Below are 16,124 nucleotides of genomic sequence, written 5' to 3'. Positions count from 1 at the left end.
GTGAGCGGGACGTGCCCGACCCGCTCACACACGACGCCTCGTACGATGGTGATATGCCTTCGTCCGGTCCCATCTTTGAACGCGCAAGTTCGGCACCGCCGGTACCCGCCGGCCTTCCTCTCATCATCACCCTCACCGGTTTCGCCGATGCAGGCAACGCGGTGAGTCAAACTCTCGATTACATGCGTGATGAGCTCGACGGCACCCCCGTCTCGGTGTTCTCAAACGACGCTCTACTTGACTACCGAGCTCGACGTCCGATGATTTCTTTCGACCAGGACCATCTCACCGACTACCGTGCGCCACGTCTCGAGCTGTCGCTCGTACACGACACTTTGGGGCAACCCTTCTTGTTGCTTGGCGGCTACGAACCAGACTTCGGCTGGGATGCGTTTACTGATGCTGTTGTGGATTTCGCAGGCGCCTACGAAACTTCGTCGACGACCTGGGTGCACGCCATTCCGATGCCAGTGCCTCACACCCGGCCAATCGGCACGACTGTCAGCGGCACGCGCAAGGAGCTGACCAAAGCGCACTCAGTGTGGCAGCCTCACACTCAAGTGCCCGCGACAGCGGCACACCTACTCGAGTTGCGCTTGGCTGAGGCGGGCAATGAGGTAGCGGGGTTCGCGCTGCTCGTGCCGCATTATCTCGCCGAGAGTGACTATCCCGCGGCTGCGATGGCCGCCCTTGACAGCCTTGCCATCGCAACCGGGCTCGTATTCGCAGGCGATGACCTGCGCGAGGCGAACCGTGACTATCTCGCGAAGGTAGGCGATCAGATCAAAGACAACGAAGAGCTTTCGCGCATGGTTTCGGGGCTGGAAGACCGCTACGACGCCTACATGGCAGGGTCGACCGATGCGACGCCGATTATTCACACGGGCGACCTCCCCAGCGCTGACGAGCTCGGCGCCGAGTTGGAGCGTTTTCTGGCATCACGCCCGCCCAGCGAAGAAGACAAGCGCGGACTATAGGGAATCTTCGCGTCGCGCTGCGTGTTTCACACCATGGCGTGCTCTCGCCAAGACTTCGCGAGAGACAAAATGCACAACGGCGGCGAAATTGCAAGAGGTGCCGCACATGTGTGAGACAATAGACACTCTGACCCGTTGTCAATCCGAGAGATTCGCGTTCCGCGCGAGGCTGAGGACTTGACAAGGGTCTTACTAGTGTCCGAAGAATACCGAGGGCGTGCGGCTCGTGCCCGTCGGTGAAAGGCGAAACGTGACTCCAGGCGCGAAGACAACTGCCCAAAAGGCTGCGACGGACACCGAACAGGACGCTGTCGACACAGCTCCGGCGCCCGCTCGCAAGGCTCCCGCAAAGCGCACTCCTGCGAAGACTGCGGCTAAGAAGGCCCCCGCGAAGAAGGCTGCGACCAAGAAGGTCGATGACGACGTCGAAGTTGCGGCAGCCGCGAAGGCTCCTGCGAAAGCTGCGGCAAAGGCTCCCGCGAAGCGTGGCCGCAAGGCTGCTGATCCTGTCGCAGAAGCGGAAGAAGCACCCCCAGCAGAAGAAGACGAAGAAGAAGAGAGCACCAAGCCGGCGTTCACTGAACCTCTGCCCACCGGCGCGATCGTCATCTCGTCGAGTGACGATGAAGATGTGCCGGTCTACTCCACCCAGATCACCGGTGCGACGGCTGACCCCGTCAAGGACTACCTCAAGCAGATCGGTAAAGTTCCGCTGCTGAACGCGGAGCAAGAAGTCGAGCTGGCGATGCGCATCGAGGCCGGCCTCTTCGCTGAAGACAAGCTCGCGCAGATGTCGCCGTCTGAGAGAACTGGTCAGCTGGGCCTTGACCTTCAGTGGGTTGCCCGCGACGGACAGCGCGCGAAGTCACACCTTCTCGGCGCCAACCTCCGCCTTGTCGTGTCATTGGCAAAGCGCTACACGGGTCGCGGGATGCAGTTCCTGGATCTGATCCAGGAGGGAAACCTCGGGCTCATCCGCGCCGTCGAGAAGTTCGACTACACCAAGGGCTTCAAGTTCTCGACGTACGCCACGTGGTGGATCCGCCAGGCAATCACCCGCGCAATGGCCGACCAAGCCCGCACGATTCGCATTCCCGTGCACATGGTCGAAGTCATCAACAAGCTTGCACGTGTGCAGCGTCAGATGCTGCAGGACCTTGGCCGCGAACCCACACCCGAGGAGCTCAGTCACGAACTGGATATGACCCCTGAAAAGGTCGTCGAAGTTCAGAAGTACGGTCGCGAACCGATCTCTCTGCACACGCCACTTGGTGAAGACGGCGACAGCGAGTTCGGTGATCTGATCGAAGACACCGAAGCGGTCGTTCCTGCCGATGCGGTGGGCTTCACCATGCTGCAGCGTCAGCTTGAGTCGTTGCTCGACTCCCTGTCTGAACGTGAGGCTGGCGTGATTCGCATGCGCTTCGGTCTGGGCGATGGACAGCCCAAGACGCTTGACCAGATCGGCGACACCTTCGGTGTCACCCGTGAGCGAATTCGCCAGATCGAATCGAAGACAATGGCCAAGCTGCGTCACCCGAGCCGATCACAGTCATTGCGGGACTACCTCGAGTGAGTGAGGCTAACGCCGGCAAGGCGCTCACAGTCGACATCGACGGGATGTCATTCGCACGCATTCCGATTCGCACGCGGGTTGTCATGCCCGGTGACGATCTCGATGAGTTCATCACCGAGTACGCCACGAGCGTTGTTCGCGAAGGCGACATCCTCTTCGTCACCGAGAAGATCGTCGCGATCACGCAGGGACGCTCGTTTGCGATCGACGAGATCACGCCGCGCAAACTCGCGCTCTTCCTCTCGAAGTACGTAACCCGCACGCCCTACGGCATCGGTCTCGGCATGCCTGAGACCATGGAAATGGCGTTGCGTGAATGCGGCACCATCCGAATTCTCGTTGCGGCGGCTGTTTCAGCGGTAACAAAGCTGTTCGGTCGCAAGGGCGACTTTTATCGCATCGCGGGCGATAAGGCGCGCGCCATTGATGGGCCAACAAGTGGCACAATCCCGCCGTACAACCAGGCTGTTGTGCTTGGGCCTGAACGCCCAAATGAGGTTGCTCAACATCTCAAGACACTGATTGGCAACGTCTGCGAAGTTGCGGTCGTTGATATCAATGATCTGGGTGGCAACATTCTCGGCTCCACGTTGGATAAGCCCGCTGAGAAGCGGCTTGTGGCGATCTTGAAAGATAACCCCCTCGGTCAAGGACATCAGTCCACACCACTCGGCGTGATCCGCACTGTCTAGCCGCCGTACAAAGAACTCCTGCTGCGAATCTCTTTCGCAGCAGGAGTTTTCTGTCGTGGTCTAGAAGCCGATCGCCGCTCGATACCGGCCCTTGTTGCCGGTGCGGATTCCGGTGACGCTGGGCTTGTTCTCGTACACGCCCGCACCCCAGTTGCCTTCAACGAGGACCGGGCCGTCAGGGGTTACAACAATGTCCCAACCGACGTACTGCACCTGAGGTACGACGCGCGCCACCTGATCAACAAACGCCTTGACTTCCTCGACCATGGGGAGCTGAAAATCGGCGATCACGAAATCACTATCTGGATGCTTCGCATGCACGTGGGCGTGTGAGTCGTAGCCTGGGCCCATCGAATGACCGTTCTCGCCCAGCATCGTGTAGAAGCCGCCGAAGGTCATTTGGTCGCTGACGGCGCCACGACCAAACTTCTGCGCCATCGCAAGAATGTGGGTTTCGTTGCCGTCGAAAAATGCCGTCACTCGTGTCGTATTGACCGTGCCGGGGCACACGGCGGCCAGATCGGAGTGTTGGCGAATCACCTCTTCAATCAGGAGTTCACCGCGTTCAAGCAGTCCTCGATGAAACGACGCCCAGTCGGTGATCTCTGACGCGTGGTAGCGATGAACACCGGTTCCTGCCTGGCCCACCGGTTCTTTCGTGACCACGGTTTCTTGGGCGGTCACGAAAGCCTGCACTTCGTCAGCGTTCCCGTCGGTGACGACCATCCAATCGCGAAGCAGAAAGTCGCTGAAGACACGGTTGAACTCCACCTTGTCCTGAAACATGTACCGGTAGTCGGGATGGTCGTACTTCTGCGACAGCTGGTTCGACACGGGGTGGGTCATATACGTTGCTCGCTCTGCCCCCGTCAGAATTGCGAAGTCGTAGTCAATGTAGTCCTGGAAACCAACGTTCTTGAATCCTGCAGACCAAAGCATGTCAACCACGACGCGGGGGGTCCATTTGCCGTGCTGTTCCGACGCTTCCTTGGCGCGTTCCAACACGGAGCCGACATTGATGCGGCGCGCGCGAGCAACAAGGTAACGAAGACGGTCGCTCAGACCGAGGCGCTGAGAAGGCATGCATACTCCGAGGTAGAAACGGGGGGACCCGGATAGTCTAGACGGCGTGAGTTCGACGAACCCTGGGCACGCACGAGTGTCACTGCATGGCGCGTCCACCAGCGGCCCAACAGCGCGGGTGTCTCGCGAGGCCTTGGCGCACAACGCGCGACGCGCGTACGTTTCAGGCGTCCGTGCGTACTCGCCATCGCTGTTGAGCGCGGATGCATGGGGCCATGGCGCGCCGATGGTCGCCGAGGTGCTCGCGGCAGCCGCAATCCTGCCAAGCGAAGAGGGAGTTCACGTTCTGGATCCGTATTCACTCTTCGGGCTCCCCGGTGGGGACGCTGCTTGCACCCCGGCGCTGCACCTGCACGGCACAGTGCTGAGTACAAAGCGCTTGCGCAGTGGTGAAGGCGTGTCGTACGGCTACCTCTATCGCGCGACGAGCGATACGCACATCGCTCTGGTCACGGGCGGCTACGCGCAGGGTGTGATTCGTTCCCTTGGGGGCAGTATCGGCGTGAGGATCGGCACCGACATCCATCCAGTCGTGGGGCGGGTAGCCATGGACGTGTGCGTTGTCGACGTCGGCGATGCCGGCGTCGCGCGGGGAGATCGGGCCGTGTTCTTCGGCGACCCTTATGTCGGCGATCCATCCTTGACGCAGTGGAGTCGCGCGAGCGGCCTGCGCGTAAATGAGATTGTCACGATGGTCGGGTTGCGCGCGAGTCGGGAGCTTTCCCTGTGACTGCAACCCTGCACGTTGATTTGAATGCCTTCGCCAACAACCTCCGAGAAGTTCGCGCGGTGGTCAGTCCGGCTGAAGTGATGTTGGTAGTTAAGGATGACGCGTACGGCCACGGTGTCACTGCTGTGGTTCGACGGGCGGCGAAAGAGGGCATTACCTGGTTTGGCGCATTCGATGTGACCACGGGACGTGCTGTTCGAGCCGAGTTGGGTAATGGCGTCCGCATCTTCGTTTGGATGGCTGCCTCGCAGGCAGATGTCGCCGGCATCATCAGCGAGCAACTCGAGGTAGGTATCGGCGATGAAGCGCTGCTGGAAGACGTAGCCCAGGCAGCGGCGTCAGCGCGTCAGGTGGCACGCGTACATCTGAAGATCGACACGGGCCTTCATCGCAATGGCATACGGCCTGAGAACTGGCCAGGATTCGTCGCGCGTGCCGCAGAGTTGCAACGATCCGGATCGATCGAGGTGATCGGGGTGTGGAGTCACATCGCCGAAGCATCCGACGACGAAGACGACGCCGCGCGGATGATCTACGACAACGCCCTCTCACAAGCGGCTGCGGCTGGACTCACGATTGGCGTGCGCCATCTTGCTGCCAGCGCCGCATCTTTCGCAAGACCCGAGTTTCGATACGACCTCGTCAGGGTAGGAGCCTTCTGCTACGGCATCCGTTCGGCAGGTGGGCCCTCCGAAAAGTCGCTCGGACTCACGGTTGCCTCACGGCTTGAGGCTGAAGTCACCGCCGTCGATGAGCACGAGGTCACCGTGGAGGTCGGAAGCCTTGACGGCCTTCCATCGCTGCTCGCGGGCCGGGTTCAGGTCGGCACGGCAAACGGCTCACATGAACTGCTGAGGGTCGGAGATACTCAGTCATTCGTTGCGAGGTGGCCCGACGCGGGAGTCGGCGATACCGTTCGCATCTATGGTCCTGGTGATCTCCAAGAAGCATCTCCCACGGATCTTGCCGAAGCAATCAACACGATCGGCGAAGAGATCGCTCTTCGTGTTTCGCCGCTTATCCCGCGGATGTACTCGAGGGGCGAGAAGCGCTAAACCGCCTCGTGCAAGCGCGCTGTCTCGTCGTGCCATGACGTGGCGATCGCGCGAAGCTTCTCTTCGTACTTGCGACCGTGGTGAGCGCAGAAAAGCAACTCACTGCCATTGACCTCGGCGGCAATGTAGGCCTGCGCGCCGCATGAATCACAGCGGTCCGACGCGGTCAGGCGGTGTTCGAGGACGGCGGCCTCTGGGGTCGATAGCGTAGTCATCTCGGTGCCTCCTCGTATGCGTAGAGCGATGTAGCTGTCATGAAATACAACCACGCCCTGGCTTGGGGGATGCCCGCAATCGCCCAGAAACCGGTTTATTTCGCTCAGCGCGTACGCCGAAGACGCATCGGAGCGTGTCTGCGGCATCCTGCTGCTCGCCGCGGATAGGCTCGATGATTGTGACTTCCGAGTACTCCGCCCATCACCTCCAGATACTTGAAGGCCTTGAAGCCGTCCGCAAGCGGCCTGGCATGTACATCGGTTCGACTGACTCGCGCGGTCTCATGCACTGCCTATGGGAGATCATCGACAACTCTGTGGATGAGGCTCTCGGCGGCCATGGGTCCCATATCGAGATCATTTTGCACGACGACGGGAGCGTCGAAGTTCGCGACCGCGCTCGAGGTATTCCCGTCGACATCGAGCCACGCACGGGTTTGAGCGGAGTGGAAGTGGTGTTCACGAAGCTTCACGCCGGCGGCAAGTTTGGTGGTGGCTCGTACGCTGCCTCTGGCGGATTGCACGGCGTCGGCGCATCTGTTGTGAACGCGCTCTCGGAACGTCTCGACGTCGAGGTAGATCGCGCGGGCAAGACATGGGCAATGTCGTTCCACCGCGGCGAACCTGGAAACTTCGACGGCGACGCACCAGATTCCCCGTTCGCGCCGTTCCAGAATGCGTCGGAGTTGCGGATGAAGGGTCGTGCGCCCAAGGGCGTCACAGGAACTCGGATTCGCTACTGGGCCGACCGCCAGATCTTCACCAAAGATGCAGCGTTCACGCTGACTGAGTTGGAACAGCGCGCACGCCAGACCGCATTTCTCGTGCCGGGGCTAGAGATCGTCATCCGTGATGCGCGTAGCGACGAGCCGATCGAGACGAGCTATCGCTACGATGGCGGCATTTCGGAGTTCGCCGAGTTCTTGGCCCCCGACACCGCGGTGACCGATACTTGGCGGTTGAGCGGAACGGGCACGTTCAAAGAAACAGTGCCGGTGTTGCAGCCGAGCGGCGCAATGGTGCCCACCGAGGTGGAGCGCGAATGCGAAGTCGATATCGCGGTGCGGTGGGGGATCGGCTACGAGACGACGTCGCGCTCGTTCGTGAACATCATCGCCACGCCTAAGGGCGGTACTCACCAACAGGGTTTTGAGGCCGGACTGATGAAGGTTCTGCGCACCCAAGTGGAACAGAACGCTCGCAAGCTCAAGGTGGGCAACGACAAACTCGAGAAGGACGATATTCTCGCCGGTCTCAGCGCTGTGCTGACCGTGCGCATCCCCGAACCGCAGTTCGAAGGTCAGACGAAAGAGGTGCTCGGCACCCCCGCGGTGCGCCAGATCGTCGCAAACGTCGTGACACGTGAGCTCACCGCGCGGTTCACTTCGACGAAACGGGATGACAAGGCCCAAGCCTCGCAGCTGCTCGAGAAGGTTGTCTCAGAGATGAAAGCTCGCGTTTCCGCGCGAGCGCACAAAGAGACCCAACGCCGCAAGAACGCGCTCGAGTCATCGTCTCTGCCAGCGAAGCTCGTCGATTGTCGCTCCAGTGACGTGGCGGAATCTGAACTGTTCATTGTCGAGGGTGACTCGGCGCTCGGTACGGCAAAGCTGGCGCGAAACAGCGAGTACCAGGCGCTGCTGCCGATCAGAGGCAAGATCCTCAATGTCCAAAAGGCCTCAATCAGCGACATGCTCTCAAACACCGAATGCGCGTCGATCATTCAGGTCATCGGCGCGGGTTCTGGCCGTTCATTCGATCTCACTACAGCCCGGTACGGCAAGATCATCCTCATGAGTGACGCCGATGTTGACGGCGCCCACATTCGCACACTTCTGCTCACGCTCTTCTTCCGCTACATGCGACCGCTCATTGAGGAAGGACGCGTGTTTGCCGCCGTGCCGCCGTTGCACCGGGTCATCGTGATGCATCCTGGCTCGAAGCCCAACGAAACCATCTACACATACTCCGAAAAGGAACTTCAAACGCTCCTGGCGAAGCTCACCAAAAGCAACAAGCGCTGGCAAGAACCGATCCAGCGCTACAAGGGGCTCGGTGAGATGGATGCTGAACAGTTGGCCACGACAACCATGGATCGCTCGGGTCGACTGCTCCGTCGCGTGAGAGTCGATGACGCTGAGGCCTCATCAACGGTCTTTGAGCTCTTGATGGGCAACGAGGTTGCGCCTCGCCGCGAGTTCATCATCGATGCATCCGGCCGGTTGGAGCGTGGCAGAATCGACGCCTGACTCCGCTTCAGCGCACTCCCGTACCGACGTAGGCGATCACGCCGTCGAGTGGTATTCCCGATGCATCACGCTTCGCGCCAGATTCGGGCAGCGAACGCGCCGCTCCATCAGGGGCAATTGCGCGCGGGTCGGAGCCGACCCAAGCGAGGGTGAGGGCGTCTTCGCCGCGCAACAATCGCTGTGCGCGTACGCCGCCGGTCGCGCGGCCTTTCGCGGGGAACTCACTGAACACCGATACCTTGGCGCTGCCGGGATCGGTACCCGCAATCGCAGAGGTCGCACCGGCCACCGTGACCACCACCGCATCGAAGGCAGCGGCTCCGACAACCGAGAACATGATCACGGTTGCGCCCTCGCTGAGGCGAATTCCCGCCATGCCACCGGCAGCTCGGCCCTGTGACCTCACTGAGGATGCATCGAAGCGCAACAGTTGCGCGTCGCTGGCTACGAAAACCAGTTCGTCGCCGTCCGCCGCGGGAGCAGCACCGACGACGCGGTCGCCATCGCGCAACGCGATGATCTCAATGTCGTGCTTGGCACCGAGCTCGGTCGCGGCTACTCGCTTCACCGTCCCCATGGCTGTGCCGATGGCAATCGCATGGGAATCAGCGAGCGGAACGATCGATACGACATGTTCACCACCAGTCAACCCCAGATACTGGTCGGCACGCATTCCTGCGCTGAGCTGCACCGAGTTTCCCGGAACGGAGGGCAGGTCAACGGGGGTGAAGCGCACCAGGCGACCGTGAGTGGTGATCGCGCCGATATCGCCGCGCGCAGTGGTGTCGACACTCGCGAGGATAGCGTCGTGCTTCGACCGACGCGCTGGCGGTACCACTCCACCCGCGGCCGCGTCGGGGCTGAGCTCCGCGCGCACCATTCGCCCGCTCGCAGACAGGAAAACCCGGCACGGTGCGTCAGCGATTTGTAGTTCGGCGGCTGCCGCGGCTGCGCGCGAGCGCGGCTGTACCGGCCCGCCGTTGAGAAGAACAGTTCGACGCGGTGTGCCGTAGGTGTCTGCGGCCGCCTCGAGCTCACGCGCTACCTGAGCGCGAATCAGTGCATCGCTACCAAGCAGCTTTTCCAACTCAGCGATCTCGGCGAGGAGGCTGTCACGTTCCGCTTCGAGTTCGATGCGAGAGAACTTCGTCAACCGGCGCAATCGCAACTCAAGTATGTACTCGGCCTGTAACTGGGAAAGGTCGAAGACCTCCATCAAACGCGCGCGCGCCTGCTCGGTGTCGTCGGATGCGCGGATGACTTGAATGACCTCGTCGATGTCAAGGATGGCCACCAACAGGCCTTCAACGAGATGCAACCGCTCTTTGCGCTTACGGAGGCGATATTGGCTTCGCCGTGTGATGACGCTGATGCGATGGTCTAGGTAGACCCGCAACATTTCACGCAGACCAAGCGTCGCCGGCTGACCGCCTACCAAGGCGACGTTGTTCATGCTGAACGAATCTTCAAGCGGCGTCAGCCGGTAGAGGTGGTCGAGCACCGCCTGCGGGTCAAAGCCGGTCTTGATGGTGATTATCAGGCGAAGACCGTGGTGTCGATCAGTGAGATCGGCGACATCGGCGATGCCTTGAAGCTTCTTTGCGTTGACCGCGTCCTTGATCTTCTCAATGATGCGCTCGGGACCCACAAGATAGGGAAGTTCGGTGACGATGAGTCCCGTGCGCCGTGGGCCAACCGATTCGATCGAGACCTTTGAACGGGTGCGAAAACTCCCGCGGCCATTTGTGTACGCGTCTTTGATTCCGTCGAGGCCCACGATGATGCCCCCTGAAGGCAAATCTGGGCCGGGCACGAACTCCATGAGTTCTTCGACGGTTGCCTCGGGATGCTCAAGCAGATGAATCGCTGCGGCGACGACCTCGATCAGGTTATGCGGCGCCATATTGGTCGCCATACCCACGGCGATGCCCGATGCACCGTTCACCAACAGGTTCGGGAATGCCGCGGGCAACACTTCGGGCTGTTGAAACTGGCCGTCGTAGTTCGGAATGAAATCTACAACGTCTTCGTCGAGGTTTTCAGTGAGCGCGAGCGCCGGGGGAGCAAGACGCGCTTCGGTGTACCTCGAGGCTGCGGGCCCATCATCGAGCGAACCGAAGTTTCCATGGCCGTCGACCAACGGCACGCGTAGCGAGAAGGGCTGCGCCAAGCGCACGAGCGCGTCGTAGATCGCGCTGTCTCCGTGCGGGTGCAGCTTACCCATCACCTCGCCGACTACGCGCGCGCTCTTAACATGGCCTCGATCGGGCCGAAGGCCCATATCGGCCATCTGGAAAAGAATGCGACGCTGAACCGGCTTCAATCCGTCGCGGGCGTCCGGAAGCGCGCGCGAGTAGATCACCGAGTAGGCGTATTCAAGGAAGGATCCCTGCATCTCGACGGAGACATCGACGTCCTCGATGCGTCCGTGATCAGCGGTGGAGGATTCGGTGCGTGATGCAGGCATTGACGATGTGGCCTCGGGGTGACAGCGGTGCGGCGAGGGCTCGGCGCGCATATGCGAGACTGGCCCAGATGCCTCTCAGCCTACCCGTGGACCCGCCGCACGCCCGCAGCCTCACCGGTGTTGTGCCCGAGATGGCACGCGCACTGGCTGGCGAGTCGGATTGGTTCTCGCCGGCCACCAGTGCGATCGTGTTCGTCATCGATGGTCTCGGCAGCCACAATCTAGCCGCCCGGTCGGGCCACGCGCGTTTTCTCGCCTCGATGGCAACCAAGAAAGACGTTGTCCGCACCGTTTTCCCCTCGACCACAGCAAGTGCCCTCGCAAGTCTGCTCACTGGAACGCTGCCCGGAGAGCATGGGATCGTCGGCTATAAGGCTCGTGTACCCGGCACGCAGCGGGTGGCGAACCAGTTGCGCGGCTGGGAGACAGACGGGCTGCCCGAATCGTGGCAACGCGCCGCCCCCCTAGCGACCTCACTCGGTCGAGAGTTCTTCGTCGTGACGAAGAGTGAGTACGAGTCGACAGGATATACACGAGCAACCCAATCGGGAGCTCATTTCGTCGGGGTCGACAATCTGACAGAGCGAGTGGCGGAAGCTGCGCGACTTGCACATCAGCATCCCGGATCCTTGGTCTATCTCTATGCCCCAGAACTTGACGGCGCAGGCCACAAACATGGGTGGCAGTCCGACGAATGGGTAGGAACTCTAGAAACCTTGGACGCCGCCGCTAGTTTTCTGGCGGCGCAGCTGCGACAGGGTGTCGGTGCGGTAGTCACGGCCGACCACGGGATGATCGACGTGCCCCGCCACCGTCACATCCTGTTGAGCGCTGGCGATGACCTCGTTGAAGGCGTATCGCTGGTAGGGGGCGAACCGCGCATGCTGCATCTTTATGCGGAAGCGAGCCAGCAAGAGCGCGTCCTTGCCCGATGGCGGGCGTCGGAAGGCGAGCGCTCTTGGGTGCTGTCTCGGGCAGAGGTGATCGATTCGGGACTACTCGGGCCGGTGAGCAACGAAGTGATCGACCGAATTGGCGATGTACTGATCGCCCCCCGCGCCGGTATTGCATACTACGACGATCGTACGAGCGACAAGGGTCCGCAACGCATGATCGGCCAGCATGGATCGTTGACCTCTGAGGAACGAATCGTGCCCTTGATCAGGCTGGGTGCGTTCCATTAGCGACAGCTTTACTCGTCGGTCTTCGCACCAAAAACGATCTCGTCCCATGAGGGCATCGACGACCGCCCCTTACGGCGTCCGCCTTCCGCAGCTGCAGACGAGGACTCGAATGGTGAAGGTTCTGCTGGCGTGGGATCGTTGTCTTCGTCGGCTGACGCCTCGTAGCCCGGCTCAAGCGCGTCGAAGAGTGCCACGGGCGCGTGTGAGCGGGGCACTTCAGCAGCGTCTTCGTCTGCACCCGGCAACGGTTCGCGTTGCCCGCGGCGACGCCGCAGCGCCTCGAGGAGGTCTGCGGTCTCGGCCGACGTAGTCGCCGGAGAATCAGCACGTTTGATCGCCGCAGCCTGAACGGCAGGTGCGGTGGGCTCATTGAGATCGGGAGCTTCGAGATCTGCCTCGGGCATCTTGCGGGGCCCGAAGGCACCGCTGTCAAAGCGCGTGTCGTCCTTCGCTGGGGCAACATCTAGAGCACGAAGACGGGGGATAAGCCCCTCGGGCAACGATCCTTGGCGAGAAAGCTGCACTGCATCGGAGTTGAGCGGAGCCAGAGTACTTCGCCGCGGATCAAAGCTCCATCGGGCATCATGATCGACGTCATTGGCAGTGAACTCGAGCTTCAGGATCCATCCCGTGGACTCCTTCCAGCTCGTCCAGCGTTCGCCCACTGCGGCGGCTTCAGCAAGCTTGCCTCGCACGGCCGAACCGAATGTCGGTTGAGCGCTGGGCTCAAAGTCGCCGCCCATCAACACCGGCACAGCTAGTGCTTGCCCGACGATGTGTTCGCGCTCAGCCAGTACTGGGCCTTCGAAACGCTGAACGTCCTCAACGCGAGCACCGAGAAGCTCAGCGACCTCGGGGGCGGAAAGCCCGGCGCGGATATGTGACTGAATCTCTCGTGGACTCGCGCGCAGGACGGTACTTTCGTCTTCACGAGCACGTCGCGCCTTGCGCAATTCGACGCGCAAAACGTCGTCTATAGCGAGCGCAAACCTTTCGCCCGACTCGGTTGCCAGGACGAGTTTGTCGTCTTCTGTTCCGATGACCTTGAGCTGTTCCATGCGGACGCCTCTCCGATCCCTGCGTATGCGCCCCAATGCTTACACACGCCGCCCAAATCCCCGGGAATTTCATGCGTGCGCCGCGAGTTTAGGTGGGTGACAGGGCGCGAAAGCCAAGCGTATTTGCGTATTGGCTCAAACTCGTGCAAACTGTCGCCGCCCCACGGGGCCGATACACACCGAGTCACCCGGAAGTTGAGACGTACAGGCATGGCCACCGATTACGACGCACCACGCAACAAGACCGAAGACGACAGCGAGTCGATCGAGGCGCTCAAGGAGCGCGTTCCCGACAAGCTCTCGGGTTCGGTCGATGCTGAGGATGCTGATAATCCCTCGGGCTTTGAACTGCCCGGAGCGGACCTGTCAGACCTCGAACTCGATGTTGTCGTTCTTCCCGCACAGGACGACGAGTTCACCTGCATGAGCTGCTTCCTCGTCAAGCACCGTTCGCAGCTCGACCACACCGGCGCCGACGGCGCTATCTGCCTGGAGTGCTCCGCGTAAGTTGTGCACGGCGAATAGCCGCAGCCAACCGCTCTGGCGTGCGTGAGGAGATCACCCACGCCGGGGCGGGATCTTCAGGATCCAAATTAGGAACGACAACGACCGCGTCGATCCCCCCGCGAATCAGGTGCCACGCTCGAGGATCGAGGCCCGTCCCTCTCGCATGTCGAGCCGACTCAGCGGAATACACCACAGGGTCTCCGAGTAATTCGGTGGAGATATGCGCACGTCCCGCCCGCAACACGCCGTTCTCAGTGCTCACGACTGGCGCGAAGCTCACGAGCAGCACCACCGAGAGCAACCCCAGCGCCACTCCGATTGCCAAAGCGAGTGTTGTGTTCAGCGGTGCAAACACGAGAGCCCCCATGGGAGCGACAACTCCGGCACTCACCAACACCCACAAAGATGGACCGAGTCGCTCGCGATATTCGCCGACTCCCGCACTGCTCGTTGAGTTCTGCATTACCCTCGTTGGGTGACTGAAACGGTGGACATTCCCATTATCGCCCCAGACGCACCGGTGTATGCCCACCCCGGTGATGCGGGTGCCGACCTCGTCGCGAGTGAAGCGGTGACGCTTGGTCCCGGTTGTCGCGCGCTCATCGGCACGGGCGTTCGTATTGCCCTGCCAGACGGTTATGCCGCTTTTGTGGTGCCCAGAAGCGGGCTCGCCGCCAAGCACGGCATCACCGTTGTCAACTCTCCCGGCACGGTTGACGCGGGCTACCGTGGCGAAATCAAAGTCACCCTGCTCAACACCGACACGCACACCGCCTTCAGCGTTGCGGTTGGCGATCGCATTGCACAGCTCATTGTGATGCCCGTCTCTCGCGCTCACTTCATCCCGGTCGAAACCCTGCCCGACAGCATCCGTGGCGAAGGCGGCTTCGGATCGACCGGCTATCAGAAAGAGGGAAACCCGGCATGACCGATCCCACACCTGCCGAGAATGCCAGCGGTTTGACTCCAGAATTGCGCGCGGCAAATGGTCCGTTCGACGAGGCTGAAGCCAATCCGGTGCGGCCTTACATCGATCTCGGTGGCATCAAGATCCTCCCTCGCGAAGGTCTCAATCTGCGCCTTGAAGTCGAAGAGCAGACGAAGCGCATTGTTGCTGTCGGCCTCGACTACGCCGATTCGACGCTTCAGGTGCAGCCCTTTGCGGCGCCCCGCTCCACTGGCTTGTGGGACGAGACGCGTGAGCAGATCCGCGCGCAGGTTCGGCAACAGGGCGGGCGAGTAGAGCAGCGCCAAGGGCCTTTGGGCGCTGAACTGTTGGCAGAAGTCCCCGTCGTCGCCGGTGCTGAGGGTGCCAGCGGCAAGCGTCTCGCCCGCTTCGTAGGGGTGGACGGCCCTCGCTGGTTCCTTCGAGGTGTCATCGGAGGGGCCGCAACCGCAGACGTCGAAGCAGCGGCAAAAGTCGAAGATCTTTTCCGATCCATCGTCGTGGTGAGAGGCGGAACGCCGATGCCTCCCCGAGATCTCATCCCGCTCCGCATGCCGGCGACTCCCGGCACCGCATGAGCAACGCCAACGGCGCAGGCACCGAATCCGGCGATGACCGTCCCGCCTCAGCAGACGCGCCCGCCACACCGGCGGCATCAGAGATCTTCGGGGCTGCCCTCGGAGAAGCCGCCAAGCGTGCCGGGCTAGATCCCAATGAAAGCAAAAGCACCTCACATGTCGTATGGGGCGCTATGGGGGGCTGGCGCGGAATTCTCGAATCGGTCTTGCCCGGACTGTTGTTCATTGTGCTGTACACCATCACGATCGACCCTGAGACGCAGAAGGGCAATCTCTGGCTTTCACTCGGCGTCTCACTCGGCGCTGCAGCGGTCTTCACTCTCGTCCGCCTGATCTCGCGGCAGCCGATCACCGCGGCAATGGGTGGGCTTGTCACCACCGGAGTGGCCGCCGCCTTCGCCGCCTTTACCGGTGAGGCCAGTAACAACTTCGTTCCCGGCTTCGTCACCAACGTTCTCTACGGGTCCGCCTTGCTCATATCGGCACTCGTCGGGTGGTCACTGATTGGTCTCGCGATCGGCTTTTTGATGGGCGACGGCACTTCGTGGCGTGCCGATAGACGCAAGCGGCGCGCATTCTTCTGGCTTGGGATCGCGTGGGCTGGTTTGTTTGCGGCACGGCTGCTTGTGCAGCTACCGCTCTACTTTGCAAGCCTGGAGGGGGACCCGGGTGCTACGACCGCACTCGGCACCGCCAAACTGGTAATGGGCCTTCCGCTTTTCGCACCGATGGTGGCGGTGACATGGCTCGCCGTGCGCGCTCTTTATCCGCCGCAACCCAAGTGATACGATTTATCTTGACATCAAG

General features: G+C 61.4%; 16 protein-coding genes. 11 read left to right on the top strand and 5 right to left on the bottom strand.

Annotated elements, in window-relative coordinates:
* Positions 1 to 53 precede the first annotated feature (53 nt).
* From AB0O81_RS11845 to AB0O81_RS11835, 3 genes are all read left to right on the top strand, one after another.
* Positions 54 to 977 (top strand): PAC2 family protein, encoded by a 924-nt coding sequence (locus AB0O81_RS11845; protein WP_363584480.1) that lies wholly within the window; start codon positions 54 to 56, stop codon positions 975 to 977.
* Positions 978 to 1,227: 250 nt separating this feature from the next.
* Entirely contained in the window at positions 1,228 to 2,553 is a 1,326-nt protein-coding gene (locus tag AB0O81_RS11840) for an RNA polymerase sigma factor (RefSeq protein ID WP_363584478.1), read from the top strand.
* Positions 2,550 to 3,245 carry a coenzyme F420-0:L-glutamate ligase gene (locus tag AB0O81_RS11835; protein ID WP_363584476.1) on the top strand — a complete coding sequence of 232 codons (696 nt, stop codon included), beginning with the start codon at positions 2,550 to 2,552 and terminating at the stop codon, positions 3,243 to 3,245. Before AB0O81_RS11840 ends, AB0O81_RS11835 begins: the two co-directional genes overlap by 4 nt.
* Positions 3,246 to 3,305: 60 nt before the next feature.
* Here the strand turns inward: AB0O81_RS11835 and AB0O81_RS11830 are convergent, their stop codons facing one another.
* Positions 3,306 to 4,328: a sugar-transfer associated ATP-grasp domain-containing protein gene (locus tag AB0O81_RS11830; protein ID WP_363584474.1), complete on the bottom strand. Its 1,023-nt coding sequence runs from the start codon at positions 4,326 to 4,328 to the stop codon at positions 3,306 to 3,308.
* 46 nt (positions 4,329 to 4,374) lie between these two features.
* Between AB0O81_RS11830 and AB0O81_RS11825 the strand changes: the two genes are divergently transcribed.
* Both AB0O81_RS11825 and AB0O81_RS11820 read left to right on the top strand, forming a co-directional pair.
* The gene (locus AB0O81_RS11825) at positions 4,375 to 5,058 is read left to right on the top strand and encodes an alanine racemase C-terminal domain-containing protein (RefSeq protein ID WP_363584472.1); all 684 of its coding nucleotides are present in this window, start codon (positions 4,375 to 4,377) and stop codon (positions 5,056 to 5,058) included.
* Positions 5,055 to 6,113, top strand: a complete 1,059-nt coding sequence (locus AB0O81_RS11820) for an alanine racemase (protein ID WP_363584470.1) — start codon at positions 5,055 to 5,057, stop codon at positions 6,111 to 6,113. Before AB0O81_RS11825 ends, AB0O81_RS11820 begins: the two co-directional genes overlap by 4 nt.
* Here AB0O81_RS11820 and AB0O81_RS11815 read toward each other — a convergent pair.
* The gene (locus AB0O81_RS11815; RefSeq protein WP_337337954.1) at positions 6,110 to 6,328 is read right to left on the bottom strand and encodes a hypothetical protein; all 219 of its coding nucleotides are present in this window, start codon (positions 6,326 to 6,328) and stop codon (positions 6,110 to 6,112) included. The two genes, AB0O81_RS11820 and AB0O81_RS11815, sit on opposite strands and share 4 nt — an antisense overlap.
* Positions 6,329 to 6,501: 173 nt before the next feature.
* Between AB0O81_RS11815 and AB0O81_RS11810 the strand changes: the two genes are divergently transcribed.
* Complete coding sequence (locus tag AB0O81_RS11810) at positions 6,502 to 8,577, top strand: DNA topoisomerase IV subunit B (protein WP_363584468.1); 2,076 nt, start codon at positions 6,502 to 6,504, stop codon at positions 8,575 to 8,577.
* Between the two features lie 7 nt (positions 8,578 to 8,584).
* Here AB0O81_RS11810 and AB0O81_RS11805 read toward each other — a convergent pair whose 3' ends face one another.
* Complete coding sequence (locus tag AB0O81_RS11805; RefSeq protein WP_363584466.1) at positions 8,585 to 11,044, bottom strand: DNA topoisomerase IV subunit A; 2,460 nt, start codon at positions 11,042 to 11,044, stop codon at positions 8,585 to 8,587.
* Between the two features lie 68 nt (positions 11,045 to 11,112).
* On the opposite strand from AB0O81_RS11805, the gene AB0O81_RS11800 reads away from it, so the two are divergent.
* Positions 11,113 to 12,228, top strand: coding sequence for a nucleotide pyrophosphatase/phosphodiesterase family protein (locus AB0O81_RS11800; protein ID WP_363584464.1), 1,116 nt, complete (start codon positions 11,113 to 11,115; stop codon positions 12,226 to 12,228).
* Positions 12,229 to 12,236: 8 nt separating this feature from the next.
* On the opposite strand, the gene sepH is transcribed toward AB0O81_RS11800, so the two are convergent.
* The gene (sepH, locus tag AB0O81_RS11795) at positions 12,237 to 13,286 is read right to left on the bottom strand and encodes a septation protein SepH (RefSeq protein ID WP_363584462.1); all 1,050 of its coding nucleotides are present in this window, start codon (positions 13,284 to 13,286) and stop codon (positions 12,237 to 12,239) included.
* 210 nt (positions 13,287 to 13,496) lie between these two features.
* Here sepH and AB0O81_RS11790 point away from each other — a divergent pair, with 210 nt between their 5' ends.
* On the top strand, positions 13,497 to 13,793 hold the full coding sequence (locus AB0O81_RS11790) for a DUF4193 domain-containing protein (protein ID WP_337337949.1): 297 nt from the start codon (positions 13,497 to 13,499) through the stop codon (positions 13,791 to 13,793).
* Here AB0O81_RS11790 and AB0O81_RS11785 read toward each other — a convergent pair.
* On the bottom strand, positions 13,768 to 14,256 hold the full coding sequence (locus tag AB0O81_RS11785) for a DUF3093 domain-containing protein (RefSeq protein WP_363584460.1): 489 nt from the start codon (positions 14,254 to 14,256) through the stop codon (positions 13,768 to 13,770). The genes AB0O81_RS11790 and AB0O81_RS11785 overlap by 26 nt on opposite strands.
* A gap of 12 nt (positions 14,257 to 14,268) precedes the next feature.
* Between AB0O81_RS11785 and dut the strand changes: the two genes are divergently transcribed.
* From dut to AB0O81_RS11770, 3 genes are read left to right on the top strand one after another with little or no spacing between them, the layout of a single operon-like run.
* Positions 14,269 to 14,721, top strand: coding sequence for a dUTP diphosphatase (gene dut, locus AB0O81_RS11780; protein ID WP_363584458.1), 453 nt, complete (start codon positions 14,269 to 14,271; stop codon positions 14,719 to 14,721).
* The gene (locus AB0O81_RS11775; RefSeq protein WP_363584456.1) at positions 14,718 to 15,317 is read left to right on the top strand and encodes a DUF3710 domain-containing protein; all 600 of its coding nucleotides are present in this window, start codon (positions 14,718 to 14,720) and stop codon (positions 15,315 to 15,317) included. Before dut ends, AB0O81_RS11775 begins: the two co-directional genes overlap by 4 nt.
* Positions 15,314 to 16,102, top strand: a complete 789-nt coding sequence (locus tag AB0O81_RS11770) for a DUF3159 domain-containing protein (RefSeq protein ID WP_363584454.1) — start codon at positions 15,314 to 15,316, stop codon at positions 16,100 to 16,102. Before AB0O81_RS11775 ends, AB0O81_RS11770 begins: the two co-directional genes overlap by 4 nt.
* Positions 16,103 to 16,124: the final 22 nt, after the last annotated feature.

Origin of the sequence: Microbacterium sp. NPDC076911, assembly GCF_040687125.1 — a bacterium.
Lineage (GTDB): Bacteria > Actinomycetota > Actinomycetes > Actinomycetales > Microbacteriaceae > Microbacterium.
The sequence above is the reverse complement of the archived record's forward strand: the minus strand, read 5'-3'. Positions and strand labels throughout refer to the sequence as shown.

Excerpts from the sequence above, each read along its gene's own strand:
- AB0O81_RS11785 (WP_363584460.1), bottom strand. The coding sequence starts at position 14,256 with ATGCAGAACTCAACGAGCAGTGCGGGAGTCGGCGAATATCGCGAGCGA.
- AB0O81_RS11770 (WP_363584454.1), top strand. The coding sequence starts at position 15,314 with ATGAGCAACGCCAACGGCGCAGGCACCGAATCCGGCGATGACCGTCCC.
- AB0O81_RS11815 (WP_337337954.1), bottom strand. The coding sequence starts at position 6,328 with ATGACTACGCTATCGACCCCAGAGGCCGCCGTCCTCGAACACCGCCTG.
- AB0O81_RS11830 (WP_363584474.1), bottom strand. The coding sequence starts at position 4,328 with ATGCCTTCTCAGCGCCTCGGTCTGAGCGACCGTCTTCGTTACCTTGTT.
- AB0O81_RS11845 (WP_363584480.1), top strand. The coding sequence starts at position 54 with ATGCCTTCGTCCGGTCCCATCTTTGAACGCGCAAGTTCGGCACCGCCG.
- AB0O81_RS11805 (WP_363584466.1), bottom strand. The coding sequence starts at position 11,044 with ATGCCTGCATCACGCACCGAATCCTCCACCGCTGATCACGGACGCATC.
- AB0O81_RS11775 (WP_363584456.1), top strand. The coding sequence starts at position 14,718 with ATGACCGATCCCACACCTGCCGAGAATGCCAGCGGTTTGACTCCAGAA.
- sepH (WP_363584462.1), bottom strand. The coding sequence starts at position 13,286 with ATGGAACAGCTCAAGGTCATCGGAACAGAAGACGACAAACTCGTCCTG.
- AB0O81_RS11800 (WP_363584464.1), top strand. The coding sequence starts at position 11,113 with ATGCCTCTCAGCCTACCCGTGGACCCGCCGCACGCCCGCAGCCTCACC.
- AB0O81_RS11810 (WP_363584468.1), top strand. The coding sequence starts at position 6,502 with ATGATTGTGACTTCCGAGTACTCCGCCCATCACCTCCAGATACTTGAA.
- AB0O81_RS11790 (WP_337337949.1), top strand. The coding sequence starts at position 13,497 with ATGGCCACCGATTACGACGCACCACGCAACAAGACCGAAGACGACAGC.